Source organism: Vreelandella lutescens (genome assembly GCF_014640815.1).
Lineage (GTDB): Bacteria > Pseudomonadota > Gammaproteobacteria > Pseudomonadales > Halomonadaceae > Vreelandella > Vreelandella lutescens.
Genome location: NZ_BMHM01000004.1, coordinates 56,419 through 82,901, shown reverse-complemented (window position 1 = coordinate 82,901; position 26,483 = coordinate 56,419). Strand labels below are relative to the sequence as shown.

At 53.4% G+C, this 26,483-nt stretch carries 28 protein-coding genes; 9 read left to right on the top strand and 19 right to left on the bottom strand.

The window, feature by feature from the left end:
* Positions 1 to 8: 8 nt before the first annotated feature.
* The 11 genes from atpB to argC all read right to left on the bottom strand — a co-directional run bounded on the left by atpB (position 9) and on the right by argC (position 10,288).
* Positions 9 to 836, bottom strand: coding sequence for a F0F1 ATP synthase subunit A (atpB, locus tag IEW65_RS11020; protein WP_188639543.1), 828 nt, complete (start codon positions 834 to 836; stop codon positions 9 to 11).
* A gap of 9 nt (positions 837 to 845) precedes the next feature.
* Positions 846 to 1,244, bottom strand: coding sequence for an ATP synthase subunit I (locus tag IEW65_RS11015; RefSeq protein WP_188639542.1), 399 nt, complete (start codon positions 1,242 to 1,244; stop codon positions 846 to 848).
* Between the two features lie 202 nt (positions 1,245 to 1,446).
* Entirely contained in the window at positions 1,447 to 2,376 is a 930-nt protein-coding gene (locus tag IEW65_RS11010) for a ParB/RepB/Spo0J family partition protein (protein ID WP_188639541.1), read from the bottom strand.
* A gap of 25 nt (positions 2,377 to 2,401) precedes the next feature.
* A complete protein-coding gene (locus IEW65_RS11005; protein ID WP_188639540.1) occupies positions 2,402 to 3,169 on the bottom strand; it encodes a ParA family protein in 768 nt (255 codons plus the stop codon).
* Positions 3,169 to 3,834 carry a 16S rRNA (guanine(527)-N(7))-methyltransferase RsmG gene (rsmG, locus tag IEW65_RS11000; protein WP_188639539.1) on the bottom strand — a complete coding sequence of 222 codons (666 nt, stop codon included), beginning with the start codon at positions 3,832 to 3,834 and terminating at the stop codon, positions 3,169 to 3,171. The genes IEW65_RS11005 and rsmG overlap by 1 nt, the downstream gene beginning before the upstream one ends.
* Positions 3,831 to 5,735, bottom strand: coding sequence for a tRNA uridine-5-carboxymethylaminomethyl(34) synthesis enzyme MnmG (gene mnmG, locus IEW65_RS10995; RefSeq protein ID WP_188639538.1), 1,905 nt, complete (start codon positions 5,733 to 5,735; stop codon positions 3,831 to 3,833). The genes rsmG and mnmG overlap by 4 nt, the downstream gene beginning before the upstream one ends.
* Positions 5,736 to 6,311: 576 nt before the next feature.
* Entirely contained in the window at positions 6,312 to 7,100 is a 789-nt protein-coding gene (locus IEW65_RS10990) for an amino acid ABC transporter ATP-binding protein (RefSeq protein WP_308421460.1), read from the bottom strand.
* A gap of 11 nt (positions 7,101 to 7,111) precedes the next feature.
* A complete protein-coding gene (locus IEW65_RS10985; protein ID WP_188639537.1) occupies positions 7,112 to 7,783 on the bottom strand; it encodes an amino acid ABC transporter permease in 672 nt (223 codons plus the stop codon).
* Between the two features lie 98 nt (positions 7,784 to 7,881).
* Positions 7,882 to 8,649, bottom strand: coding sequence for a transporter substrate-binding domain-containing protein (locus IEW65_RS10980; RefSeq protein ID WP_188639536.1), 768 nt, complete (start codon positions 8,647 to 8,649; stop codon positions 7,882 to 7,884).
* Positions 8,650 to 8,797: 148 nt separating this feature from the next.
* Positions 8,798 to 9,151 (bottom strand): iron-sulfur cluster insertion protein ErpA, encoded by a 354-nt coding sequence (gene erpA, locus IEW65_RS10975; protein WP_044628592.1) that lies wholly within the window; start codon positions 9,149 to 9,151, stop codon positions 8,798 to 8,800.
* 102 nt (positions 9,152 to 9,253) lie between these two features.
* Positions 9,254 to 10,288, bottom strand: a complete 1,035-nt coding sequence (gene argC, locus IEW65_RS10970) for an N-acetyl-gamma-glutamyl-phosphate reductase (protein ID WP_188639535.1) — start codon at positions 10,286 to 10,288, stop codon at positions 9,254 to 9,256.
* A 171-nt stretch (positions 10,289 to 10,459) separates the two neighbouring features.
* Between argC and IEW65_RS10965 the strand changes: the two genes are divergently transcribed.
* From IEW65_RS10965 to IEW65_RS10945, 5 genes are all read left to right on the top strand, one after another.
* Positions 10,460 to 12,259, top strand: coding sequence for a chloride channel protein (locus IEW65_RS10965; RefSeq protein WP_188639534.1), 1,800 nt, complete (start codon positions 10,460 to 10,462; stop codon positions 12,257 to 12,259).
* 28 nt (positions 12,260 to 12,287) lie between these two features.
* Positions 12,288 to 12,719 (top strand): protoporphyrinogen oxidase HemJ, encoded by a 432-nt coding sequence (gene hemJ / locus IEW65_RS10960; protein ID WP_188639533.1) that lies wholly within the window; start codon positions 12,288 to 12,290, stop codon positions 12,717 to 12,719.
* Complete coding sequence (gene thiD / locus IEW65_RS10955; RefSeq protein WP_188639532.1) at positions 12,719 to 13,528, top strand: bifunctional hydroxymethylpyrimidine kinase/phosphomethylpyrimidine kinase; 810 nt, start codon at positions 12,719 to 12,721, stop codon at positions 13,526 to 13,528. Before hemJ ends, thiD begins: the two co-directional genes overlap by 1 nt.
* A gap of 36 nt (positions 13,529 to 13,564) precedes the next feature.
* Positions 13,565 to 14,845 carry a glutamate-1-semialdehyde 2,1-aminomutase gene (gene hemL, locus IEW65_RS10950; RefSeq protein WP_188639531.1) on the top strand — a complete coding sequence of 427 codons (1,281 nt, stop codon included), beginning with the start codon at positions 13,565 to 13,567 and terminating at the stop codon, positions 14,843 to 14,845.
* A gap of 86 nt (positions 14,846 to 14,931) precedes the next feature.
* Positions 14,932 to 15,309: a hypothetical protein gene (locus tag IEW65_RS10945; RefSeq protein WP_188639530.1), complete on the top strand. Its 378-nt coding sequence runs from the start codon at positions 14,932 to 14,934 to the stop codon at positions 15,307 to 15,309.
* A 50-nt stretch (positions 15,310 to 15,359) separates the two neighbouring features.
* On the opposite strand, the gene IEW65_RS10940 is transcribed toward IEW65_RS10945, so the two are convergent.
* The 6 genes from IEW65_RS10940 to IEW65_RS10915 form a co-directional block, all read right to left on the bottom strand.
* Positions 15,360 to 16,106, bottom strand: a complete 747-nt coding sequence (locus IEW65_RS10940) for a curlin subunit CsgB (protein WP_188639529.1) — start codon at positions 16,104 to 16,106, stop codon at positions 15,360 to 15,362.
* Positions 16,107 to 16,165: 59 nt separating this feature from the next.
* Positions 16,166 to 16,687 (bottom strand): hypothetical protein, encoded by a 522-nt coding sequence (locus IEW65_RS10935; RefSeq protein WP_188639528.1) that lies wholly within the window; start codon positions 16,685 to 16,687, stop codon positions 16,166 to 16,168.
* A 243-nt stretch (positions 16,688 to 16,930) separates the two neighbouring features.
* On the bottom strand, positions 16,931 to 17,761 hold the full coding sequence (locus IEW65_RS10930; protein WP_188639527.1) for a CsgG/HfaB family protein: 831 nt from the start codon (positions 17,759 to 17,761) through the stop codon (positions 16,931 to 16,933).
* Positions 17,762 to 17,844: 83 nt separating this feature from the next.
* The gene (locus tag IEW65_RS10925) at positions 17,845 to 18,273 is read right to left on the bottom strand and encodes a curli assembly protein CsgF (RefSeq protein WP_188639526.1); all 429 of its coding nucleotides are present in this window, start codon (positions 18,271 to 18,273) and stop codon (positions 17,845 to 17,847) included.
* On the bottom strand, positions 18,273 to 18,782 hold the full coding sequence (locus IEW65_RS10920; RefSeq protein WP_188639525.1) for a CsgE family curli-type amyloid fiber assembly protein: 510 nt from the start codon (positions 18,780 to 18,782) through the stop codon (positions 18,273 to 18,275). Before IEW65_RS10920 ends, IEW65_RS10925 begins: the two co-directional genes overlap by 1 nt.
* 19 nt (positions 18,783 to 18,801) lie before the next feature.
* Entirely contained in the window at positions 18,802 to 19,494 is a 693-nt protein-coding gene (locus IEW65_RS10915) for a response regulator transcription factor (RefSeq protein WP_188639524.1), read from the bottom strand.
* A gap of 283 nt (positions 19,495 to 19,777) precedes the next feature.
* On the opposite strand from IEW65_RS10915, the gene rdgB reads away from it, so the two are divergent.
* From rdgB to IEW65_RS10895, 4 genes are all read left to right on the top strand, one after another.
* Entirely contained in the window at positions 19,778 to 20,386 is a 609-nt protein-coding gene (gene rdgB / locus IEW65_RS10910; protein WP_188639523.1) for an RdgB/HAM1 family non-canonical purine NTP pyrophosphatase, read from the top strand.
* On the top strand, positions 20,379 to 21,548 hold the full coding sequence (hemW, locus tag IEW65_RS10905) for a radical SAM family heme chaperone HemW (protein ID WP_188639522.1): 1,170 nt from the start codon (positions 20,379 to 20,381) through the stop codon (positions 21,546 to 21,548). Before rdgB ends, hemW begins: the two co-directional genes overlap by 8 nt.
* A gap of 61 nt (positions 21,549 to 21,609) precedes the next feature.
* Entirely contained in the window at positions 21,610 to 22,281 is a 672-nt protein-coding gene (locus tag IEW65_RS10900) for a YiaD family glycine zipper/OmpA-like lipoprotein (RefSeq protein ID WP_188639521.1), read from the top strand.
* Positions 22,282 to 22,370: 89 nt separating this feature from the next.
* On the top strand, positions 22,371 to 23,216 hold the full coding sequence (locus IEW65_RS10895; RefSeq protein WP_188639520.1) for a 23S rRNA (adenine(2030)-N(6))-methyltransferase RlmJ: 846 nt from the start codon (positions 22,371 to 22,373) through the stop codon (positions 23,214 to 23,216).
* Positions 23,217 to 23,258: 42 nt separating this feature from the next.
* Here the strand turns inward: IEW65_RS10895 and mnmE are convergent, their stop codons facing one another.
* Both mnmE and yidC read right to left on the bottom strand, forming a co-directional pair.
* Positions 23,259 to 24,629, bottom strand: a complete 1,371-nt coding sequence (gene mnmE / locus IEW65_RS10890; protein WP_188639519.1) for a tRNA uridine-5-carboxymethylaminomethyl(34) synthesis GTPase MnmE — start codon at positions 24,627 to 24,629, stop codon at positions 23,259 to 23,261.
* 121 nt (positions 24,630 to 24,750) lie between these two features.
* Positions 24,751 to 26,433 carry a membrane protein insertase YidC gene (gene yidC / locus IEW65_RS10885; RefSeq protein ID WP_188639518.1) on the bottom strand — a complete coding sequence of 561 codons (1,683 nt, stop codon included), beginning with the start codon at positions 26,431 to 26,433 and terminating at the stop codon, positions 24,751 to 24,753.
* Positions 26,434 to 26,483: the final 50 nt, after the last annotated feature.

The following is a 26,483-nucleotide window of genomic DNA, read 5'->3' as shown; positions in this document are numbered from 1 at the left end:
GCTCTTGATTAGTGATGCTCGTGTGCGGCGCTCAGGTATACGACCGACAGCGTCGTAAAGATAAAGGCCTGCAACGAAACCACCAAAATGTGGAAGATGGCCCATGGCACATCCAGTAGCCAGATCGCCCAAAACGGCAGAAGGGCAATCAGGATAAAGATGACTTCACCGGCAAACATGTTGCCGAACAGACGCAGACCTAGACTGATAGGCTTAACAATCAGGCCCACTGTCTCAAGAACAAGGTTGAAGGGAATCAACGACCAGTGGTTGAACGGCGTAAGCGAAAGCTCCTTGGCGAAGCCGCCCGCTCCCTTCACTTTGATGCTGTAATACAGAATCATTAAGAAAACGCCAAAGGCCATACCCAGCGTCGCGTTCACATCCGTGGTGGGTACAATTTTCATGTACTCCAAGCCAAGCTTGTTGAACAGCACGGGGAAGTAGTCCACCGGGATGATCTTCAAACTATTCATCAGCAAAATCCACATGAATAGCGTGAGAGCAATCGGGCCGATGTGCTTATTGTGGCCGTGGAACGTTGAGCGCGTCAGATTTTCGACGAACTCAATGACCATTTCTACTGCATTTTGCAATCCGCTGGGTACACCCGTCGTAGCGGCCTTCCCTGCTTTATGAAATAGCCATAAAAACAGTGCGCCCATTCCGATGGACCACCCCATGGTATCTAGGTGGATAGCCCAAAATCCCATTTCGGTGGCTTCGGTAGAGGTGGACGCAAGCGACCAGCCATTTTCCGGATGCTTACCAAATGTAAGATTCTGAAGGTGGTGCTGTATGTAATAGATGGCCGATACTTCATTATCCGCTGCCATACTGCTTCCTCAGGTGTTAGGGGTTGACCGCTCGCGCACAAGCCAAGGAGTCAGCCAGTACATGAGTTGGGCCACCACATAGGCGACAAAGAAAAAAGCTGGGTTTGAAGGAGGCACTAGAGCAAACACCAAGGCGAACAGTGCCACCGTCAAACCAAACTTACCCATTGCTGCTTGATATAAATTTAATACGTTGCGCTGTGGCTGGGGTGAACGCCGCGTACCGCGCCACACAAAGTAGATGCCGGGGGCTAAGCTAACCCCTCCTCCCATTAATGCCGACCACACCGCTTCAGCTCCAGACATAGCACCTGCTAGTGCCATGATAGCCGCCGTTGCGGCTAGCTGAGCCTTAAAGAGCCTGCTGAAGTCTAGCGAGCGCCGCTGGGCAGTTGATACATTCGTCATTTCAACTACCACTCCATGCTGCTGAACTACCGCTTGTCGCTAGAATGTCCTTCACCTTTTGCTGCAGGCATCTTTATGGCAAACACGGCGGATTATAGGGAAGCGCTATCACACCTTCAACCGAAGTTGCACGGAATTCGCGCGTTTCAGCGCCGACTTGCGACCAAAGGGTTAAAAAAAGGGCGCATCTTTCATTAGCCTGCTATTTAATGTGTGCAAGAATTCCATCTAACTCTTCAAGACTTGTATAACGGATGGTGACACGGCCTTTACCTTTTTGGCCATGATCAATCGAAACCGGTGCCCCTAAGAGCTCACCCAAATGGGTTTCTAAACGTGCCACATCCGGTGTTTTGGCCGCCTGCTTAGCAGAAGGCACAGGTGCTTGGTTGGTTTGCACCCTTTTCACCAGCGCTTCAGTATCGCGCACAGTAAGGTCTTTATTGACCACTTCGTGGGCGACCTGGCGCTGTTGAGCACTCGTTAACGAGAGCAGCGCTCGCGCGTGCCCCATATCTAAATCGCCCCGCTCCAGTAGGGTTTGTACCTCTGGGTCGAGGGCTAACAATCGAAGTAAGTTAGCGACCTGAGTACGAGACTTGCCCACTGCATCAGCAATCTGTTGCTGGGTGAGTTCAAATTCATCGCCCAAGCGCTTCAGCGCAATCGCTTCTTCAATCGCGTTGAGGTTCTCCCGCTGAATATTCTCAATCAGCGCCAGCGCGAGGGCGACTTCATCGCTCACATGGCGTATCACCGCCGGAATGACGTCTAACTCTGCCAGTTGAGCAGCACGCCAGCGGCGTTCACCGGCAATGATTTCATAGCGATCTTTGCCTACCGGGCGTACGACGATGGGCTGCATAACGCCTTGGGCACGGATAGAGTCAGCAAGCTCTTCAAGGGCTTCGGGCTGGATATCTCGACGCGGCTGATACTTTCCACGCGTCAGTTGCCCCAGCGGCAGACGCTCCAAACGTTCAGCCGTGGCGTCATGTGTAGCCACGTCTGTCACCGGGGTGTCAGCGCTCTCAAGCGATGCACCACCGGTCAGGTCCAAACTGTCACGACGACGTGCGCCCGCACCAATCAGGGCATCCAGGCCACGTCCTAGCGCGCGTTTACGCGTCATTCGCTTTCCCTCGTACTTTTAACGTTTACAACGACAGCCGTCGAATCATCTCTTTGGCCAGCACACGGTAAGCCTGGCTGCCTCGCGAAAAACGCGCATATTGAGTTACTGGAATACCATGACTTGGTGCCTCCGCAACCTTAACGTTACGCGGAATCGTCGTTTTTAGCAGCGCATCACCGAAAAAGTCGCGTAACTGCTTATCGACCTCACGGGTAAGGCTGGTGCGCTTATCGTACATGGTGCGCAGAATGCCAGAGACCGCCAGTTCAGGGTTAACACTCTGTTTGATCTGCTCTACGGTATCCAACAGCGCCGAGAGCCCCTCTAGGGCGTAGAACTCACACTGCAGTGGAATCAGCACGCCGTGGGCAGCGGTAAGCGCGTTCACCGTCAGCATGTTCAGCGACGGCGGGCAGTCGATCAGCACCACATCGTATTCATTGGCGACGCTGGCCAGCGCCAGCGACAGGCGGCTTTGGCGCTGGTCGCTATCCAGTAATTCGACTTCCGCGGCGGTCAGGTCACCGTTACCAGGCAAGACATCATAGTGAACCGGCAGACCTCGAATGATCACGTCACTTGCCGTGGCTTCGCCTAGCAATACATCAAGCACGCTTTTATCAAGATCGTATTTATCGATACCACTGCCCATGCTGGCATGGCCCTGTGGATCCAAGTCCACCAGCAGTACGCGGCGATCAAGAGCAGCTAGGCTGGCGGCCAGGTTAACGGCTGAAGTGGTCTTGCCCACGCCGCCTTTTTGGTTGGTCAGGGCAATGATCTGGCTCACTACTCAACTCCTTTTGGGGTCAGGATCAACAGCTGCCGCTCGGCCGTTTCAAAGGGTACATTCAACAGGTGGCGCTCGCTGAGTTCAATGCCTTCAGGCAGGTCACGCAGCTCATCATCAGCACCGGGGCCTTTCATTGCCAGCCACTGGCCGTTAGTGGCCGGTAAAGGGCGGGTCAACGTGACGAAGTCAACTAGGCTAGCAAATGCCCGCGAGATGACTTGATCAAAGTGCTGCCCCGCGAACTGCTCTACCCGTGCTTGGGTAGGCGTCACGTTAGTAAGCGCTAGCTCCATCACAGCTTGGCGCTGAAAGCGGACTTTCTTGCCATTACTGTCTAGCAGCGTCACCTGAAGCTCAGGCTTCATAATCGCGAGTACCAAGCCTGGTAACCCAGGCCCTGCCCCTACATCCAGAAGCGTTGGGCCGTGAACGTAGGGAGCAACGGCAGCGCTATCCAACACATGACGCGAGACCATTTCTTCAACATCACGCACTGCGGTGAGGTTATAAGCCCGGTTCCACTTGTGCAACAGCGCCAGTAAACCCAGCAGTTGTTCTCTCTGTTCAGCGCTGATGGTAACCCCCAGCGCTGATAGGCCTTGATCAAGTCGTGGTGCAACGCCATTGGGTAAGCTGTTGACCAGCGGCTGGAGTCGACTCATCCGTTGGCCACCTCGGCGTTGGTGATCAGACGACGTTTTTTCAGATGCACAAGCAGAATCGATATGGCTGCGGGCGTTACCCCAGAAATCCTGGCGGCCTGTGCAAGGGTCTCTGGGCGAGTGTCGCTGAGTTTTTGGCGAATCTCATTGGAGAGGCCTTCCACCCGGTGGTAATCCAGCTCCGCAGGCAGCGGCGTGGCTTCATGACGCTTAAGCTTATCGATCTCATCCTGCTGGCGATCAATATAGCCCTGATATTTAGCTTGAATTTGCACCTGTTCGGCCACGGCTTCGTCGTGTACGTCACCGTTTTCCATACCGGGAAGCGAGGTAATATCGGCATACGTCAGCTCAGGGCGTTTCAGCAAATCGCTTAAGCAGTACTCACGGGGTAGCGGCCTGCCGGTTTTTTCAGCAATTTTTTCTGCGGCAGGACTATTAGGCTGCACCCAAGCGGTGGTCAAGCGTGCGGTTTCCCGCTCGATAGCTTCGCGCTTTTGGCTAAACGCAGCCCAGCGCGTGTCGTCTACCAAGCCCAGCTCGCGGCCTTTTTCGGTCAGGCGCAGATCGGCATTATCTTCACGCAGCAGCAGACGATATTCCGCCCGTGAGGTGAACATGCGGTAGGGCTCTTTGGTGCCCATGGTGATTAAATCGTCTACCAAAACGCCTAGGTAGGCTTCATCACGGCGGGGGTACCACGCTTCAAGCTGTTTAGCGCGACGTGCGGCGTTCAGGCCCGCCAGTAGCCCTTGCGCACCCGCTTCTTCATAACCGGTTGTGCCGTTGATTTGTCCGGCAAAAAACAGGTTGTGGATAAATTTGGTTTCCAGCGAGTGTTTCAAATCCCGCGGATCAAAGAAATCGTACTCAATGGCATAGCCAGGACGCGTAATGTGCGCGTTTTCTAACCCTTTGATCGAGCGCACCACCTGCAGCTGCACATCAAACGGCAGCGAAGTCGAGATGCCGTTGGGATAGAGCTCGTGGGTATCCAGGCCTTCTGGCTCGATGAACACCTGATGGCTCGATTTATCGGCAAAGCGGTGCACTTTGTCTTCAATCGACGGGCAGTAGCGCGGGCCGATGCCTTCAATGACGCCAGAGTACATCGGCGAGCGATCCAAATTACCCAGAATAATCTCGTGGGTGCGCTCGTTGGTGTGCGCGATATGGCAGCTCACCTGCTGGGGGTGCATTTCCCGCGAGCCAAGGTAAGACATTACCGGCGTTGGCGTATCGCCTGGCTGCTCTTCCAGCTGCGAAAAATCGACGGTTTTGGCATCGATACGCGGCGGCGTGCCGGTTTTGAGTCGGTCAACGTGAAACGGCAACGCACGCAGTCGTTCGGCTAGCGCGTTGGAGGGCGGATCACCCGCGCGGCCTCCTCGGCTTTGATCCAACCCAATGTGGATAACACCGCCCAGGAAGGTACCCGTTGAGAGCACGACAGATTCCGCATGAAAGCGAATGCCGGTTTCGGTCACGACACCGCGCACGGTGTGGTTATCCACAATGAGATCACCTGCCGCCTGCTGAAAAATCGTCAGGTTCGGCTGGTTTTCCAACATACCGCGTATGGCGGCTTTGTAGCGAATGCGGTCGGCCTGGGCACGGGTTGCGCGTACCGCTGGCCCTTTACGTGCGTTGAGCACACGAAACTGGATGCCACCTAAGTCCGTCGCTAACCCCATTGCACCGCCGAGCGCATCAATTTCTTTCACCAAATGGCTCTTGCCGATGCCGCCAATGGCGGGATTGCACGACATTTGGCCAAGCGTCTCGATGTTGTGAGTTAGCAATAGGGTTTGACAGCCCATACGAGCAGAGGCCAGTGCGGCTTCAGTTCCCGCATGGCCACCGCCGATGACAATCACGTCAAAGCGGTCGGGGTAGTTCAAGAGACACCTCGTCTTGTGCCTGTTGGCACGGATGATGTGGTCAGCATGTCAGCGCTGACGGAATAAGCCCGCCAGTATAAACCTCCTGTGGGTAACCGTCAGGTTTTTCCACACCCCAACTGAGGGGTTCTGTCTTTATTAATAACAAAATAAAAATAAATAAGAGAAGTTCTGTTGATGTAGTAACTACTGGTGTGGACAAAATCTGTTGATAAGTCTATTAACGTTATTTTTATCAACATTTTACATTGTTGACCTTTAGGTGATTAAGCAACGGAGTGCCTGCGTAGAAGCGGTGTTGAAGCTGTGGATGAAAATACGACTTACCCACAGCGCTGGCTAGCAACGGGTTATCCACCGCTGGATACCTGGCTTGTTACCGCACCTGTGAACAACCTCCATAGGAGCGCGTTGACACGTTTAAAAGCGCTCATGGCGGGGGGTGTAGCGGAGGTGAGAGAACGTTGTAAAAAATAGTATCCACAGGCAAAAAAAATGGCCTGTCATGAAGACAGGCCATTTTAGGTGGCGTTATTGGCGTTAAACGCGCCGTGTGAAACCGTTATTTAGCGTGGTTTAGTGCTTCAATACCCGTGCCAAAAACGATTGGGTGCGTTCGTGTTGAGGGGCATCAAACAGCTGCTCGGGTGGCCCTTGTTCGGCAATTTCGCCTTTATGGATAAAGATGATGCGGTCAGCCACTTCTCGGGCAAAGCCCATCTCGTGGGTAACAATCACCATGGTCATGCCCTCTTTGGCAAGCTCCCGCATGGCGTCTAGCACTTCACCAATCATCTCGGGGTCAAGGGCTGACGTTGGCTCGTCAAACAGCATGAGGCGCGGCTCCATGGCCAGCGCACGGGCCAGCGCCACACGCTGCTGCTGGCCGCCGGAGAGCTGGCTTGGGTACTTATTTGCTTGGTCGGCAATGCCTACGCGATCAAGCAGTCGCTTAGCGGTCTCTTCGGCATCCTGGCGGCTCCAGCCACGCACTTTCATCGGGGCGAGAGTGACGTTATCGAGCACGCTAAGATGGGGGAACAGATTGAACTGCTGAAACACCATGCCCACTTCGGTGCGGATGGTTTGCAGCGCTTTGGTGCTCTTGCCCAGCGGTAGTAGCTCATTGTTGTCGACCACCAATGTGCCTGACTGGAACTCTTCCAACCCATTAATGCAGCGAATTAGGGTGGATTTCCCCGAGCCGCTGGCACCGATAATCACCACCACTTCGCCGGGGATAATTTCTAAATCAATGCCGTTAAGTACATGAAGACTGCCAAAGTGCTTATTCAGCTTTTGCATACGCACAATGGGTTGCGCTGTGTCGTTCTTGATCGCGTCGTTCTTGATTGCATCGTTCATTGCGCGTGTCCTTATTGTCCGACCAGGCCTCTGCGCTCAAGCTGACGCAGTAAGATTGACAGTGTCCAGGTGATGGCCAGATACATCAGCGCCACCATGAAGTAGACCTCAAGGGCGGTGAACGTGGTGGAGATATAAATTTGTCCCTGACGAACCAGTTCGCCAACGCCAATCACTGAGAACAGCGAGGTGTCTTTAATACTGATAATGCCCTGGTTGCCCAGCGAAGGAATCATGCGGCGAAAGGCTTGAGGCCAAATGACATAACGAAACGCTTGGGGGCGTGAGAGACCCAGTGATAAAGAAGCTTCCCGCTGACCTCGCTCGATAGACTGAACGCCACCACGAACAATTTCAGAGATATAAGCCCCTGAGTTAACGGCAATCGCGGCAATACCGGCGACCAAGGCATTAATAGGACTACCCAATAGCTGTGGTAACCCATAAAAAATGAACAGCACTTGAACCAGAATGGGGGTGCCACGAAACACTTCAATATAGAAAATCGCTAACCATCGCAACAACGGCACGCGGCTGATACGTAACAGGCCAAAGAAAATGCCGATAAAAAAACCGAAGGCAAGGCCACCAAACGAGATAAGCAGCGTCCAGGGAATACCCGGTAACAGATAGGGAATAGACCCAAACGCTGCCGACCAGTCAAACTGAAAATTGACGTCCACGCATATACTCCCGAGTCAAAATAATGAGAAACAAAGCAGGGCCGGGGGCTAGGCCGCCCGGCCCTGATCAAGGTTTACTTGTTTAGTTAATCGTTAAATCACTCTTCGCTGGGTGCTTCGCCAAACCATTTTTCATAGATTTCGTCGTAGGTGCCGTCTTCTCTCATGGCGGCAAGAGCTTCGTTGGTAGGCTCTACCCACTGGCTGCCTTTGTGGAAAACGATACCGTACTGTTGGCCTTCATAGAGGGGGCCAACTACTTTTGTGCGTCCTTCACCGCGGGTTTGTGCGAAGTAGGAGACGTTAGGGGCATCGTAGAACACTGCATCGACGTTGCGGCCCAGCAGTGCCATGTACATATCGCTCATGGCGGGGTAAGGCGTGATATCGGCGTCGTCACCTAGCTCTTCTTGCAGGAAGTCGTAGCTGGTGGAACCAATGCGCGTAGCAACTGAGAGACCTGCAAGGTCTTCGATGCTTTCAATGTCATCGTTATCAGCGCGAACAATAATCTGCAGACCCGAATCGTAGTAGGGGTCTGAGAAATCAACGATCTGAGCACGCTCTTCGGTAATCGTGGTACCGGCAATAGCAATCTCTTGGCTACCGGTTTGCACGGCAGGAATAATGCCGGCAAATTCCATCGTTGTAAGATTGACTTCAAAGCCAGCACGCTTGGCAACTTCGTTGATGATGTCCATATCGAAACCGATCATTTCACCGGTCTCGGGGTCGAGCATCTCAAAGGGCACAAAGCTTGGGTCAGTGGCCACATTAACAGACGGCGTTTGTGCAAACGCGGTGGTACTGCCCAAGCCCAGTGTGATGGCGGTCGCAATAGCAGAGGTAGTGAATAGGTGCTTCATTAGTTTCCCCATGTTTTATGTGGTTTGCCGCGCTATTTACAGAATTTTTTTTCTTATAAATTGGCGATGCAACCGTTATTGACCTTTCAACCTTGGCGAGAAACCGCCAAGGCGTCAAGTCACGGGGAGGAGTTGTTACCAACGTTGGTCACACCATAAATGAGGCACCGCACCCGCAAGTCGTGGTGGCATTTGGGTTTTGGACACGAAAACGCGCCCCTGCTAAGCCCTCTTCATAATCCACCGTGGAGCCCACTAAGTACTGGTAAGAGAGCGGGTCAACGACCAGCGTAGCGTCGCCAAATTCAATCAGCGTGTCGTCTTCGGCAACGCTGTCCGCGAAGTCAAACCCGTATTGAAAACCTGAACAGCCGCCACCGGTTACGTACACGCGCAGTTTTAGCGCAGGGTTACTCTCTTCAGCCATTAACGCTTTGATACGTTTGCGTGCGCTGTCTGAGAGTAATAGGGGGGTTGGAACAAAAGCTTCTGCACCGCTCATGGGTACCTCCCGCGAGCTTTAAGAACGAATAATCCGCAATGGAGGGTGATTATGGGTAATTCCCAGCAAATTGGTCAACTATTGCTGGGAATTCCTCAAACGTTAAGGCATCAGCGCGGGGGCGTTGAGCCCCATGTGTTCATCAAAACCGAACATCAAGTTAAGGTTTTGAATGGCTTGCCCAGAAGCGCCCTTCACCAGGTTATCAATGACCGAGAGCACTACAACCGTATTGCCGTTACCCGGGCGGTGGACCGCGATGCGGCAGGTATTGTTGCCTTTGACACTGCGGGTTTCCGGGTGGCTGCCTGCGGGCATCACATCAACAAACGGCTCGTTGGCGTAGCGCTGCTCAAAGAGCGCCTGTAGATCTTCTGGCTCGGCGGTCAGCGTGCTGTAAAGCGTGGCGTGAATGCCGCGAATCATAGGCGTTAGATGGGGAACAAAGGTCAACCCCACTGGGTTGGGCTGCATATCGCCCAAGCCTTGACGAATTTCTGGCAGGTGGCGATGGCCGCCTGCGCCGTAGGCTTTCATGGATTCACTGGCCTCGGCGAGCAGCGAGGCGACCTTAGCGCCGCGGCCAGCACCGGTCACACCGGATTTACAGTCGGCAATCAGCTGGCTCGGATCAATCAAGCCAGCTTCTAACAGCGGCAGGTAGCCTAGTTGAACGGCAGTGGGGTAGCAGCCGGGGACAGCAATCAAGCGTGCCGTCTTGATCTTTTCGCGATGCATTTCGGGCAGGCCGTAAACGGCTTCTTCCAGCAGTTCCGGCGCGCCGTGGGGCTGGTCGTACCAACGGCTCCACTCGTCGGCATCGCGTAGACGGAAATCGGCAGAGAGGTCGATGACGCGGGTGCCGTTTGCCAGCAGCTCTCCTGCAAGCGCGTGGGCAACGCCATGGGGCGTGGCAAAAAACACCGCATCCATTGCGCCGAGCGCTTTAGCATCAGGCTCGCTAAATGCCAGTGTGTCGTAGTGGCCGCGTAAATTAGGGTACATGTCGCATACTTTCACGCCCGCTTCAGAGCGCGAGGTGATGGCTTCTACGCTTACTTGGGGATGCTGGGCCAGTAGCCTGAGAAGTTCTACGCCGGTGTAGCCGGTGCCGCCCACAATACCAACTTTAATCACAATCCCCTCCTTGTGTGCTTAGCACAGTCAACGCTTAGGTAATTAACAGCCTAATGAGTGTGCCCAGGCTGTTGAAGTGTATCCAGCTATGATACACAAGAGAGCAAGCGCAGAAGAGCGCTGTGCATCGCGAAGCGATGAAACGAAAAAACAAACACAAGGATGGACGTTGTGGCACGTTTTTCACGGTCAGACTTCACCTTAGAGAGCTTTCGTCGTCAACTGGCGAACGTTGATGCCCTGCCGCAACTGTGTGTGTTGGGGCTGGTGTCTGGGGTGATTACTGGGGCAGTGATGGTGGCATTTCGCCTGCTGCTAGAAGCCGGAGCGATGCTGTATATGCCGGAAGGGAATCCGGAAGCGTTTGAGGGGTTAGCACCTTGGTTAAGAGCGCTCCTCCCTATGGTTGCTGTCACTGTTATCGGCCTATTGTTGTATCGCCAGCGAGCTGCTGCGCGCAAGCTCGGGGTGAGCCATGTGATCGAGCGACTCACCTACCACCAGGGGCGCTTTCCCCTGCGTAACTGGCTGAACCAGTGGTGGGTGGGCGTCGTCTCCGTGTTGGGTGGCTTATCTGCCGGACGGGAAGGCCCGGCGATTCATTTAGGCGCGGCGGCTTCCAGCGGTTTAGGGTTAAAGCTTCGGTTACCCAATAACAGTTTACGGGTGCTGGTCGCTTGTGGAACGGCGGCGGGCATTTCCGCTTCGTTCAATACACCGATCGCCGGGGTAATCTTCGCCATGGAAGTGGTGATGATGGAGTACACCCTCATGAGTTTTATGCCGGTGATTTTAGCCTCTACCATGGGAGCGCTGGTGGCGCAGTTGGTGTATGGCAATGAGCCCGCGTTTCGGATACCTGAGGTGGCGTTAGGGTCACTGATGAACCTGCCCTGGATCGTCATTATTGGCCTGGTGATTGGGTTAATGGCGGGGGTGTTTATCCATATCTCCCGCAGCCAACGCCTTCAACAATGGCCGCTGTGGGTAAGGCTAGGCGTGGTCGGGGTGGCTACCGGTGTGTTGGCATGGTGGTTTCCTGAAATTCAAGGCATCGGTTATGACAGCGTGGCGGCGGCGCTGAATAATCAACTAAGCATTAATGTGCTGCTGGCGCTGATGGTGGCTAAGCTGTTAATCACCGCGATTACCGTCGCAGGCGGCGTACCCATCGGCATTATTGGCCCGGTACTGGTCGCGGGGGCGGCCACTGGCGCGCTAGGCGGTATGTTAGGTGGCTGGCTATGGCCTGAGAGAGCCGCTGACCCGGGGATTTATGCCATGCTCGGCATGGCGGCCATGATGGGGGCGGTACTTCAGGCACCGCTGGCGGCGTTGATGGCACTGCTAGAGCTCACTCACACGCCGACTATTATGCTGCCAGGGATGCTGGTAGTCGTAGTGGCCTGCTTAACGTCACGCCAGTTAACGGGCTGCGAAGGTTTTTTTATTAGCTCAGTACGCTATGGGTTGCATCCGTTACAGCAGCCATTGATGCAGGCGCTTTCCCGTGTATCGGTGCCTGCAGTAATGGAGCGCCAGCTGGTGCGCACCGAACGTATGATTACCCCCGATCAGGCTCGCCGCCTGCTGGAAACCAACCCTATGTGGCTGGTGATTGAGCGCTCCAGTGATGATAAGCCGGTATTGGCGCTTAAAGCCGCAGAGCTGGCCCGCTGGCTACTGGAGCACGATGAGGCGCTGAATGGAGAAGCACCGCCAGAGGATGAGTTAATCGATTTGTTGGAGATTCCAGGGCAGCGGTTGGAAATGGCGCCTATTGGTCTCCAGGCGACGCTGTCGGAAGCTTTTTTAAAACTTCAAGACAGTGCGCTTGGAGCGCTGTATGTCGTGCATGGTTATCGACCAAAGCAGCAGCGAATTTCAGGTATCATTACGCGCGGCGCGATTGAGCGTTATTACCACTACACTGACGCTCGACAAACGGATGCCCGCGAAACGGATCCCTAGCAAGAAGCCCACCGCCTAAGGAGAGACCATGTACGAATGGGTAAAGGCTATTCACTTAATGGCCGTTGTCACTTGGTTTGCCGCACTGTTCTATTTGCCACGGCTCTATGTGTACCACGCCATGGCACGCGACAAAGGCGATGAGCAAGCGATCACTTACTTCAAAACCATGGAGCGTAAGCTCTACCGTGGCATCATGACGCCGTCGATGATCCTGGTGCTGATCTTCGGTGGTTGGTTGCTCTATTTAGTGCCTGCCTGGTTTAGCCAGGGCTGGATGCATGCCAAGCTGACATTAGTCGTGCTGCTCATTGCCTACCACCATGTTTGCCTGATTTACCTGAAACAGTTCGACCAGTCGCGCTGTACCAAGAGCCACGTGTTTTTTCGCTGGTTCAATGAAGCGCCCGTGATTGCACTGGTGGCGATTATTCTACTCGCGGTAGTGAAGCCGTTTTGATGCGCCAACCCCTTCCCCCCGTTGTTTTAGTGTTAGCAGGCCATGACCCAACGGGTGGTGCCGGTTTGATTGCCGATAGTGAAGCCATTGCTGCCTGCGGCGGTTGGGCGGTCACTATCCCCACTGCGCTGACGGTACAGAACTGCCATAACGTGTCACGGGTCATGCCAGCCGACCCCGGCGCGATGCGCCAAATGGCCGAAGCGCTGGGTGATATGCAGGTGGCAGCGATTAAGCTTGGCCTGTTAGCAAATGAAGCCACGCTGCGCGCCGCAGAACAGATTATTCGCCGCTTCCCAGGCGTGCCCGTGGTCGCCGACCCGGTCATTAAAGCAGGCGGCGGTGCTGTGTTATCCACAGCCGCTTTGCAGGCCCTTTACCGTGACCGGCTGCTACCCCTTGTGGATATCTTAACGCCGAATCGCTTTGAGTTAGCGGCGCTGACGCCTGAGATTCATGAGCCTTATGACGATACCGCCCGTGCGGTGTCACTGCTGTCACAAGGCTGCCAAGCGGTATTAGTGACGGCGACGGATGATCCGCTACCGGGAACGGCTCAGCAGGTTGTTCATACGCTGCACTCACCTGACACCACCCGACAGTGGCAGTGGCCGCGGCTGCCTGAAGCGTTTCATGGCTCTGGCTGCACATTAGCCTCAGCCTTAGCAGCGCGTCTGGCTGCGGGTGAACGCTTACCAACCGCTTGCGAGCAGGCGCAGCACTTTACCTGGGAGAGTTTGTCTCACGGCTACCAACCACCCAGTGGGCAGTGTTTGCCGAATCGCTTGCCACGCCCCGTACGCTTTTGATCTCATTGGTAGTAAGCCATTTACATTGAGGATGCCATGACCACATCTGCTGAACTATTTGACCTTGCGAGCCGCCATATTCCAGGAGGTGTGAACTCCCCGGTGCGTGCGTTCAAAGGCCTGCATCGCCCACCGGTCTTTATGGAGCGAGCGCAGGGTGCCTACTTATTTGATGTGGAGGGCAATCGCTACGTTGATTACATCGGCTCTTGGGGGCCGATGATCACAGGCCATGCGGATCAAGACGTGCTGGCAGCCGTGCGTGCGCGATTGGATAACGGGCTCTCTTTCGGGACACCCACTGCCGTGGAAACCACCATGGCGGATCTGATCTGCAACATGATTCCTTCCATGGAAATGGTGCGCATGACCAGTTCCGGCACCGAGGCGACCATGTCAGCCATTCGGCTGGCGCGGGGGACTACTGGCCGTGACAAGATCGTTAAATTTGAAGGTAACTACCACGGCCACTCGGATTCTCTGCTGGTAAAAGCGGGTTCTGGCGCGTTGACTCATGGTGAGCCTAGCTCACCAGGCGTGCCGGCCTCACTGGCCGAGCACACCATTACGCTTTCCTACAACGACCCGGAAGGCGTAGAGGCGTGTTTTGCAGAGATCGGCGAGCAGATTGCCTGCATTATCGTGGAGCCGGTGGCGGGCAATATGAACTGTATTCCACCTCAGCCGGGCTTTTTAGAAACCCTGCGTCACGTTTGTAACGAGTACGGCAGCATCCTGATTTTTGACGAAGTCATGACCGGTTTCCGTGTCGCTTTAGGCGGAGCCCAGGCCCACTACGGTGTGACGCCTGATTTAACCTGCTTGGGTAAGATCGTGGGCGGTGGTATGCCGGTCGGTGCGTTTGGCGGTAAGCGTGACATCATGCAAAACATCTCTCCGTTGGGGCCGGTGTATCAGGCGGGCACCCTTTCGGGTAACCCGCTGGCCATGGCGGCAGGGGTGGCGCTACTTTCCAAGCTGCAAGTACCAGGCTTCCACGATGCCTTGAGCCAACGCGTACAAACGCTGTGTAACGGCCTGCAAGAGCGTGCTAATGCGGCACGAGTACCGATGATGACGCAATCAGCGGGCGGTATGTTTGGCCTCTTTTTCACCTCGCAGTCGCGGGTTGATAACTTTGCCCAGGCGACCGCCTGTAACCCGGATGCCTTCCGCCGCTTCTTTGGTGCGATGCTGGACCACGGCGTTTATCTAGCGCCTTCTGCCTATGAAGCTGGCTTCATGTCTAGCGCTCATACGCCAGAAGATATCCAGCGGACGCTGGAAGCCGCTGAAAAGGCCTTTGCTGTTATGTAACGTTGGGTAAGCGGTCAATAAAACGCCTGCTACACTGCAAGAGCCGCTCCTATTGAGCGGCTCTTGTGGTTACCGAGGTAGCTAACATGAAACAATCATCGGCTTGGCACGCTTCACGTCTATACGGCGCGCTGTTCACCGCCGTTCTTACCCTTGGCTTGCCTGCATCAGGGCTAGCTGCACAGGAGCAGGATATGACCCAGATCCACATCACCATGAGCGGCTCCCCCGGCGCTGAGTTTTCCGCCGAGTGGCGCATTACCCACAATGGCGAAACCGTTGAACACCCGGAAACTCACGGCACGGTGCCTGCAGAATTCACTTTTGAAGGCGATACGCTAGAAGGAACGGTCAAGCTGTTAAGTGATGACGAGCGACTAGAAGTCGATATCGTCAAGGGCACCAACCGCTCCCGCTCCTCTACCCAAGGCAAGGGCGGCACGCTGACGGTGATAGTGCGTTAAGGCATAAAAAACCGCCCCAAAGGGGCGGTTGTATGAGCGCTGCAGCAGCCTTAGTGAGCTTGATTCACAACGTTGGTGTTGAAGTTGCCATAGGTTTGAATGTTGGAGTTGTGCTGACCATTACTGAAGAATGAGCCTGGAAGCGTACCGCTTTGATTCACAGTATGGCTGTTGAAGCTGCCATTGGTTTCGATATACGAGTCGTGTCCATAGCCGCTTTGGGTCACTGCATGGCGGTTAAAATCGCCAGTGGTCAGAATACTGCTGTCTAATTGGTCACCATTTTGGGCAACCATCGACCAGTTGGCGTTACCATTGAGCAGCACGTAGCTGTCATTATTTTTGCCGTCTTGCTCTACAGTAGAAATGTTAAAACTACCGTTTTGCTCAACCCAAGACTCATTGGACTCACCGTCTTGATTGACGTTGGCGGTGTTGAAATTCCCTGTTTGCTCAACACCTGAATCATTGAACTTGCCAAGCTGAGATACTGTTGCAGCGTTGGCGTTACCATCCTGGTCAATGTCAGAATCGTTACGTCCAGGGGCTGTTGTAGCAACGCCTGAAATATCATCCTGGGTAACGGTGGCAGAGTTCGCGTTGCCTTCCTGGCGGATGCGAGAATCCTGTGTACCCCACTGCGTTACATTGGTTTTGTTGAAACTACCATCTTGGTAGATGGTGGAATCACTTCCGGTATTTCCAGAGCTGGGAGGAAATGGGAAGAATTGGGCAGAAGCAGCGGCGCTCATGGTGAGGGCAACAGCGGCAGCAATAGCGGTGATTTGAGTTTTCATGGTTACATCCCCTTTATGATGTTCTTGCTTTAGTTATTACTGAGGCAGCATGTGACTGCTCAGTAGGTTTCGACGGTGACTGGACGAGCATTGTCTGAATAGGCGCGCTGTTCGACGCTGATGCTGCGATAGCCACTCCCCGATTGGGATACTTGAACATCGCTACGCTGGCCCAACTGAGTCACGTAGGTTTCAAGCTGTTGATCGTTTCCTGATTGGAAGACATCGGCAGTGTGATGATTACCTTTTTGTAAAATCACACCTGCGTTATTGCCCCCCACTTGCTCAATATTGGCAGTGTTCCAATCCCCTCTCTGGTTAATACGAGAGAAGTTGCCTGTTTGGTAACTAGCAGAATAGGACTGGGTAACGTTAGTGCGATTATTGTTACCAATCTGTTGAATGATGCTGTAGTTACCTTGATAATTCTGAGTGTCTACACCATTAAAATATTGTTCGACACGATGGCTAAAAGAGTCTGCAAAGGCAGGTAACGAAACCGTCGCAGCAATAAAGCAAACGGCAACTTTTTTACCTAGCCGAAGGTTTGCAGTTATTTGCTTTGAGTCTTTAGGTTTCATTTTTATTCCCTCTGCAACGGTTTGTATCTTTTTGTATTCCATGCGTTGAGTTTGGATGATTTAATTTTTGACGCCATAAGTAAAAAACGTATGTTGTAGGCGATTTTTTTAATTAAAAAATACAAAAAAAGTATGAGATAACTAATGTTTTTACTTTTCGCAAAAAAAAGCGGCTTTGCATAAGCAAAGCCGCCAATTATTGTATTTTATGTTCCCTTAAATCAGGTGGTGACAAAAGCAATATTATAAAGCTGGCGTGGGTGCATTTAAGTAGTCAGCTAATACAGAGTTTTGAAGGCTAGACCCGTTTGATAATTTCCATAGATTGTTTTCTACGCCTCGTGCGATTAAGTGAATAACGGCGGATTCGATGGCTGACATCACGGCAAGTTGAACCGGTTCATTGGTAGTGATGCCCGCTTCTGCTTCTAATAGCCGTCTAAAGTCAATAAAGCGATAAACGCCAGCTCGAAGCTCTTTTGAATAGATAGTTTTAGTCGTCGTCACGTTAGCCAGTATTTCGCCTGTGGATATCTCGACGGCCCGTAAATTCACCGTGACCTGATCCACCTGATACTGCCCAGAAGCACCAATACCAAAATATTCCGCGCCTGCGCCCCCGGTTCTAACGTTGGATTCATAAGCGATGATGCCACCTTCCAGCATCACTGATGCTGCTCGCAGGGAAGGCAGTGTGTCTGGCTGGCTAAAGCGCTCAAATTCGGCACGGATAATACGCCGCTCAGTTAATAGGTTTTGCAACCCTACGCGCTCTAAGGGAATAAACCAGCCTGAATCCGCCAATGCACCCGTCAGCATCGCCGCAGCACCTTGCGTGACAGCGGTTGAAAAAGTACTGGCTGGCGCTGGGCGGTACTGGCCTGTTTGGTCGCGGAAATCATACACAGAAACAAAGATTTTGCCGGCGGGTGGCGGCAGTGATACTAAGTCTTGATAGGTAGCTCCACGGGGAGTCAGTGTCGCTTGAGCTCCCTCTAGATTTTCTGATGTGGCTACCATCCCCGCACAGCCACTTAGGAGGCTGACCATTATAATTGAAGCGATGATTTTCATGTTGATCCCCTGACGACACATAGAGCGTTAGTTTTCGGCTTAGTCGCCGAGTTGATGTTATTAGGTGCCGGTTTTTTTATTTTTTAAGGATTGAACAGGCCACCAACGCTGATATTGGTAACATCCCCTGTGACTTTATCGATGACTCGGACAATGAGCTGTCCGCCTTCATCGCGTACAACAACGCTAAACTCACCACTGTCAAAAGAGCCTTCCCCAATTTCTCCCGTACCCACATCGCTGATGAGCTGGGAGATCAATCGACTCTCAAGGCTTTGAATCAGCCGTTCGGTCGAGGAGAGTGTTTCCAGGCTTCTGGCATTAGGGTCACTGTTCGTATCTTGTGATTGCGCTTTCCCTAATAAATAGCTTCCCATAAAGGGGTCACCGCCAAAAGAAGGGTTGAGAGGCTGGTAGATAAGCTCCCCTGCGGTACTTTCTAGCGAGAGAGCCGCTGCCAAGCCAGATATTATCAATGCACTTAACGTGCTTTTTTTAAGATTGGCTTTCATTAGTTTAACTCCTCTTTTCCAAGGTCTTTGTCTGAGGTGAACGCTGCCGTCAACTGCTGTTGAAGAAGCGCTTCTTCGACAATTTGTACAGCTTCTCCAGCAACGCGGTCTGCCTCGCTAATCCTGGGAGAGAGCTGGGTTCTGAAGTACATCTTATTGCCTTCCATTACCCATAGTTGGCTACCCCAGCGTGCATCGGGGCGTTCCTGAATAGTGAGTGTGGCGTTCCCTATGATGAGGTTGTCCATGGCTTGCTGACTGAACGCACGATAAAATGTTTTTCCTGCCATTGTGATCGTGCGATCCACCATAATTCCGGTTAATTCACTGCTTCTATTAACGCGACTTTGTATTTCCGGTCCGTCAGGACTGGATAACTGGTTAATCTCATTAACAGCGGCTGCATCACTAACGGGATCTTCTTCACTGGCATGAGCGCTGTTTACATGGAATGCAATAATCAGTATGGCTAATGACCAATACATATGACTCAATATGGTTTTTAACATGATATTAGCTCCCGTATGACTAACGATGCCGCTGTAAACTGCGTGCAGTTTCAATGTTAGGCAAAATGGGGCCTAGATTTTGATGAATCCAATTGAGCGCCTGTATACGGTTATGAACATTGATTTTTCTGAATATATTGTAAAGATGAGATTTAACCGTATGTTCACTCACAAATAGCTTGTCGGCTATTTGTTGGTTAGAAGAACCAGCACTGAGCAGTGAGATAATTTCCATTTCGCGATTGGTTAAACCACAGGCTGGTCTAAAAGCGTTACTTTGGTATTTGCGGTAAAAGAGAATCAGGCGTGCCATTAAATCTCTCGACATCCATAGCTCGCCTTCCAGTAATGAATGAATGCCTTTGCAGATCACATCGAGGCTTTCATTACGATAAAAAACCCCTTTTAACTGGGCGCATGAGAGGGCTTCAAGGGCGTGATCCATATCGCGAATGTTAAAAGCGGCGAGTGATGTTTTCGCGAGGCTGTCAGGGAGTTTTTCCTGCCATTCAGGCAACGCCTCTATTCCAATGTGATCACTATCAATCAGGATCAGCAGTTTGTCGGGAGTGGCAGCGGGTAATGCGCCACGCGGTGAGTGGATACTGACCGTACACCCTGTGTGCTGGTGTAAGTAGTCAGCAAACAACTGCGATTGAGGGCTTTTTTCGGTGACGATGTACACCAAGCCGTGCGTCTTTTCTTGTGACATTGGGGAGGCCTCATGGGAGTAAAGCGTGAGCAGGTGACCATTACAGTGTTGCCCATGAGCTACATTTCGTAAAGTTTTGTTATTAAAATAATAGTAAAAGTAATTTTTACATAGATATATTTTTTTGGAATATAGAATTAAAATGTTGTTTAATAAATAAAAATATAGTTAAAAATGGTTATTTTGCCGTTGATCTGTCAGATACATTGAGTAACATTTTGTCTCCTTTAGCTGCGTTTCTGATAGGCGTAAACTGAAAGCCTTCTGTGTGGAGGTAGCCCTTATGAATGCAGCAAACACGCTTGTTTTAGCCAGTGGAAATGCTGGTAAATTAAGAGAATTCAATCAGTTGCTGTCGCCGTTAGGGTTAGATGTACGGCCACAGGCGGATTTTGGTGTACATGATGTAGAGGAAACGGGGCTTACGTTCGTTGAAAACGCTTTGTTAAAAGCGCGTGAGGCTAGCCGAGTCAGTGGATTACCTGCGCTAGCGGACGACTCTGGGCTAGAAGTAGATGCGCTGCATGGGGCACCGGGCATCTATTCCGCTCGCTATGCAGGTGAGCCTAAAAGTGACGAACGTAACAATGAGAAATTGCTAGCGGCGTTGAGTGAGTGTGCTGAAGGGCAGCGCAGCGGACGCTACTGGTGCGTGCTGGTGTATCTGCGTCATGCGGAAGATCCTGTCCCTGTGATTGTGCAGCGTAGTTGGGAGGGTGAAATTCTTGCTCATCCTCGCGGTGAGGGCGGTTTTGGTTACGACCCGCTCTTTTGGTTACCCGACCAGGGCATGAGTGTCGCCGAGCTACAAAGCGAGACCAAAAACCGCTTAAGTCATCGCGGTCGCGCGCTACATGCATTAGTGGATATTTTGAAGGTGGCGCATGGCTGATCAGCTGCCGCCACTCTCACTCTATATCCATACGCCTTGGTGTGTCCGCAAGTGCCCCTATTGCGACTTTAACTCCCATGAACCTGATGCCAGCGAGCTACCCGAAGCGGCCTACTTGGCTGCTTTACTTAGCGACTTGGACGGTGATTTATCGTTAGCTTCCGGCCGAACCGTTCAAACCATTTTTATCGGTGGCGGTACGCCTAGCCTTCTTTCTCCTGGGTTTTATCAACAGTTATTTGATGGTATTCGCCAGCGGCTACCTTTTTCACCCACGATTGAAATCACGCTGGAAGCGAATCCAGGCACGACCGAGCAGCAGCGGTTTATCGGTTACCGGGAAGCAGGTATTAATCGCCTGTCACTCGGCGTACAGAGTTTCCGCCCAACCCAATTAAGCGCTTTAGGGCGAATTCATAGCGGCAGCGAAGCGGTGACGGCGATTAGCGAGGCCAGGGCGGCGGGGTTTGATAACCTCAATATTGATCTGATGCATGGGCTACCCCAGCAAACGCCCGAGCAAGCCATGGAAGACATCGACCAGGCACTTGCCCTCAACCCTGAACATCTTTCCTGGTATCAGTTAACCCTGGAGCCTAATACGGCGTTTTTCTCGCATCCGCCACCTCTGCCAGAAGAAGAAGCCCTGTGGGATATTCAGGAAGCGGGGCACCAGCGCTTGGAGCAGGCTGGATTGAACCGGTATGAGATCTCTGCCTATGCCCGGCAAGGGCGACAGAGCCGCCATAACCTGAACTACTGGCGATTTGGCGACTACCTGGGAATTGGCGCAGGCGCTCATGGAAAACTCACCCACATAGATTCCCATGGCAAGTGGCAGATTGAGCGGCGCTGGAAAACACGCCAACCTGATGCGTACTTGCGTCGCGCTAACGACCCGCGTGGTTTTGTGGCAGGCCAGCAGCTTATCGAACCCCAGGAGCTGCCCCTTGAGTTTGCCATGAATGCGCTGCGCTTAACCGAAGGCGTGACGTTAGCAGATTGGTTGGCCCACACTGGCCAGCCAAATGCTCTGTTACTTAGCCGTTTACAAAGCGCCCACGAAAAAGGACTTTTAATGGAAATGCCTGAAAAGCTGCGTGCATCGCCTCAAGGTCTATTATTCTTGAACGAGTTGCTGGCCTTGATCAGCGAAGAGTGATCCGCGACGAGTGACCAGCGATCCATAAGGCCATAAATCAATCATAAGCAAGGAGTGAGTGATGCGTATTTCTCGACTACTGACCCCGTTGGCAGCCGCTATTTTACTGGCAGGCTGCGCTACATCAGACCCGTACGGCGGTCAAACGCAGCGCTCCAGCACCGCGATGGGTACCGGTATCGGTGCTGCGATTGGCGCGGCTGCCGGCGCGCTGTCAGGCGATGGCAGCACTAGCCGTCGTGACCGTGCATTAATTGGCGCCGCTGTTGGTGCGGCTGCCGGCGCCGGTGTAGGTGCTTACATGGACCGCCAAGAGCAGCAGCTGCGTGACAACCTGCAAGGTTCGCGCATCGAGATCGATCGCCGTGGCGACGACATCGTGCTCAACATGCCCAGCAGTGTGACCTTCGGTTTCGATTCTGCTGAGCTGACTGGCGATGCCCGCAGCGCCCTCAACGAAGTTGCTAGTGTCCTCACTCAGTACACCGATACCCGTGTGAATATTGCGGGCCACACGGATAGCACGGGGGATGCCAGCTATAACCAGCGTCTCTCTGAGCGTCGCGCGCAGTCGGTGGGCAGCTATCTGAGCCAGAACGGTGTCTCCTCTATGCGTCTCAACACCATGGGCTACGGCGCTACCCAGCCGGTAGCCAGCAATGACAACGAACAAGGCCGCGCACAAAACCGTCGGGTCGAAATTACGCTGACCCCTACCGGTAATGGCCAGTAGTTGCCAATGAGTTAAATCTCAGCATTGCTGTAAAGCGCCCGCTATGCTCACATAGCGGGCTTTTTTTGTTCAACTGCAAGCGAGCTGCCATGCTGTCGTATCAACACGCCTATCACGCCGGTAACTTTGCCGATGTACAGAAGCATTTAACGCTTTACGCAGTGGCTGACTATTTATTACGTAAAAAATCAGCGATTACATATGTGGACAGTCATGCGGGGAGGGGCCTCTATCCGCTAGCCACCAAAGAGACCCAGCGCCTTCAAGAGTACCGAGAAGGCATCGCTCCGCTATGGCAGGCCCGACAGCAGCTGAGCGACCCGTTGCTCAGCCGTTGGCTTACCGCTTTGAATTCAGCACAACCCAACCCTACTGAGCTATCTCACTACCCGGGTTCCCCCTGGTGGCTTGCTCAGGCGCTACGTGAGCAAGACCAACTGCGTCTATTTGAACTGCATCCGGGTGAGCATGAACATTTGAGTGGCCAGGCGCTGCCTAAGCAGGCACGACGTATTTACGGTGACGGGTTGCAGGGGCTAAAGCAGTTGGTGCCGGTGGCGACGCCTCGAATGTGCGTACTGGTAGACCCTAGCTATGAGCGTAAAGCGGAGTATCAAGAGGTCGTTGAGGCAGTTGCTTACACCCTCGAAAAAGTGCGCCACGCTGTGATAATGATTTGGTACCCGCTATTGCCTGCTGGACATCACGAAACGCTGCTCAGCAGCCTTGAAGCGAGCGGCATTCGTAAAATTTGGCACAGCGAGCTGCTGCTACGGGCAGCGGGGGAGGGTGCACACGGGATGTACGGTAGTGGCATGGTGGTCATCAACCCGCCCTGGGGGCTCGATGAGCAGCTAGCCTCAGCGATGTCCCAAGTGACACCGCTGTTGGGGAGCGACAGCCACTACCGCGCCAAATGGCTGGTGGGCGAGTAGTGATGAAGAGTTGTGGTGGATGATTCGTTGTGAGTGGCTCGGTTACTTACCAATACAGAAGCTGCCAAAGATTTCGCCAAGCAGATCATCGGCGCTAAATTCGCCGGTGATCTCTCCTAGCGCCTGCTGCGCATCTCTTAGGTCTTCGGCAAGAAGCTCACCAGCACCGTAGCCATCCAACTGGGCTCGCCCGGTATCAAGTGCAGCCATGGCGCGGTCAAGAGCATCCAAGTGGCGGCGCCGGGCGGAGAAACGGCCCTCTGTCGTTGCAGAGAACCCCATCACCTCTTTCAGATGCGTTTTCAAACTATCCACACCCTCTCCGGTTTTCGCAGATAGTCGGACGATGGGAGTGGTTGTGGATAATTCAATGCCCGGTGCCTCAGCACTGGCATCGATTTTATTACGCACCAGGGTAAGCCGGCTTTGATCGGGGAGGCGCTCCACAAACTCCGGCCAAATGCTCATCGGGTCGGTAGCTTCGGTGGTGGATGCATCCACCATGAGCAGTACACGGTCGGCTTTTTCAATCTCTTCCCAGGCGCGGGCTACGCCGATTTTCTCTACTGCATCGGGCGTGTCGCGCAGCCCGGCGGTGTCGATAATATGCAGCGGCATGCCGTCTAGGTGGATGTATTCCCGCAGTACGTCACGGGTGGTGCCAGCAATATCTGTCACGATAGCCGTATCCTGCTCGGTCAGCGCATTCAACAGGCTAGATTTACCTGCGTTTGGGCGGCCTGCAATCACCACGCTCATACCCTCGCGCAGTAGTGCGCCTTGCCCAGCGGCTTTGCGAACGGCAACCAGCGCCTGCTGAACACTCTCTAGGTGCGTGGCGACGTGGCCATCGGCGAGAAAATCGATCTCCTCCTCTGGAAAATCGATAGCAGCCTCGACATAAACGCGCAGCTCAATGAGCCGTTTGACCAGAGCGGAGACCCGCTGTGAGAACTCGCCCTGTAGCGAGCGTACTGCGTTTTCAGCGGCGGAGCGGGAAGTGGCATCAATCAGGTCGGCAATCGCTTCTGCTTGGGCTAAATCCAGCTTGTCGTTGAGAAACGCCCGTTCGGAGAACTCCCCTGGGCGTGCCAGGCGCGCCCCTAACTGCAGGCAGCGCTCAAGCAGCATATCCATAATGATGGGGCCGCCATGGCCCTGCAGCTCCAGTACGTCTTCACCGGTGAAAGAGTGGGGGCCGTTAAAGAGAAGCGCAATGCCCTCGTCGATAGCGCCCTCAGCGCCGTGAAAGGGGCCGTAGTGGGCGTGACGAGGGGCGGGGCAGTCACCCAGTATCTTAGCGGCTATCGTCCGGCAGGCGGGGCCTGACACGCGAATAATACCAACGCCGCCACGGCCGGGTGGGGTTGCCAAGGCGGTAATAGTGTCTTGGGTATAGAGTCGATCGGCCATGACGCTTCCTAGTGGCTAAAGAGAGGAGTGTATCGGTGATGGCGCTCATGATGAGCAGGTTAAGCCTAAAACGCCAGACCCCCGCAAAGGCGGGGGTCTGGGAGTATCAGAAGAGGAGCGATTACTTGGTTCGCATCCCTTTGCCGACACTTGGGTCATTCTCAATGCTACGCGTAATGAAGTACTGCTGCGCCACCGAGATGATGTTGTTGACCACCCAGTAGATGACCAGACCTGCCGGGAACCACAGGAAGAAGAAGGTGAAGATAATCGGCAGCATCTTCATGATCTTCGCCTGCATGGGGTCTGGCGGTGTCGGGTTCAACATCTGCTGAACAAACATCGAAATACCCATCAGGATCGGCAGGATGAAGTAAGGATCTTTTACCGAGAGATCCTGGATCCAGAACATGAACGGCGCATGACGCAGCTCAACGGATTCCAGCAGCATCCAGTACAGGGCGATAAACACCGGCATCTGTACGAGGATTGGCAAACAGCCACCCAGCGGATTGATCTTCTCTTTCTGGTAGAACTTCATCATCTCTTGAGACATTTTCTGGCGATCATCGCCATACATCTCTTTAAGACGCTGCATCTCTGGACCTAACTTGCGCATGCGCGCCATGGACTTGTAGGCCTTGGCAGAGAGCGGGAAGAGTACCAGCTTCACCAGCACGGTCAGCAGAACGATCGACCAGCCCCAGTTACCGACAATGTCGTGGATCTTGTCCAGCAGCCAGAACAGCGGGTTGGCAATAAACCATAACCAGCCGTAATCAACGGTAAGCTTGAGGTTTGGCGCGACTTGCTCAAGGTAGTCTTGAACTTTGGGGCCCATGTAGAGCGTAGCGCTTAATGTGGCTTCGCCATCAGCAGCAACGCTGCTGGTGGGGCCAGCAAAGGCAACAACATTACGATCACGGGAATCGGTCGTTACGTAGTAGAGGTTTTGCTGGTTTTGCGCCGGAGCCCAGGCAGACACAAAGTAGTGCTGGATGATGGCAATCCAGCCGCCCTGAGCCTCGCGGTTTTCAAAGTTACGGCTTTGAATAGCATCAAAGTCGATCTTCTCGTAACGCGCTTCCGGCGTGGAGTAAGCAGCACCCAGGTAAGAATTCATGCCCATGGCCACACCGCTAGACGGGTCAGGGCTATTGTCACGGGCTAGCTGACCAATAAAGCGGGCACTTACGGGTGCATCAGTGTTGTTGGCAAGGTAGTAGCTCACGTTGACCGCATAGCTTCCGCGATCAAATGTTAGACGCTTGATGACGTCAATGCCGTTAACTTCAGCTGTTAAATCAACACTAAGCTGCTCTGCATCGTCACTTAAGCGGTATTCGCCACGCTCAGTAGAAAAAGCGATACGGCTGGCTTGACCGTCAAGTTGCAGACCTGAGCGAGCCACATAGCTGCGAGAAGCGTTGTCCGACAGCAGCACGTAGTTGCGGTCAGAGTCCAGCGTCAGCTTATGCTGCGGCAGCGCGGCGTACACAATATCGCCACCAAAGGGGTCGATACGTACGTCCAGGACATCAGTGGTCACCGCAATAAAGTCGCGGCTGGCAGTATCGCTTTCAGCATCACCCACGCCTTCGCTGATGGCGCTTTGGGGTGCGGAAGTGCTAGGTACGGAGAGATCGTCGTTAGCGTTCTCGCTGGCGGAGGCCCCATTACTGCTTTGGGTAATTTCCGGCGTCGAGTCGTAAGTGGTCTGCCCGTAATCCTGATTCCACTGTACAACCAAAAGATAGGCAAGCAATGCCAGTGGAATCAGTAATAAAAGTCGTTTTACGTCCATGAGGGTTCTGCCCGATGGGTGGTGAACATGCTAATGGCGCAGTGTCATTT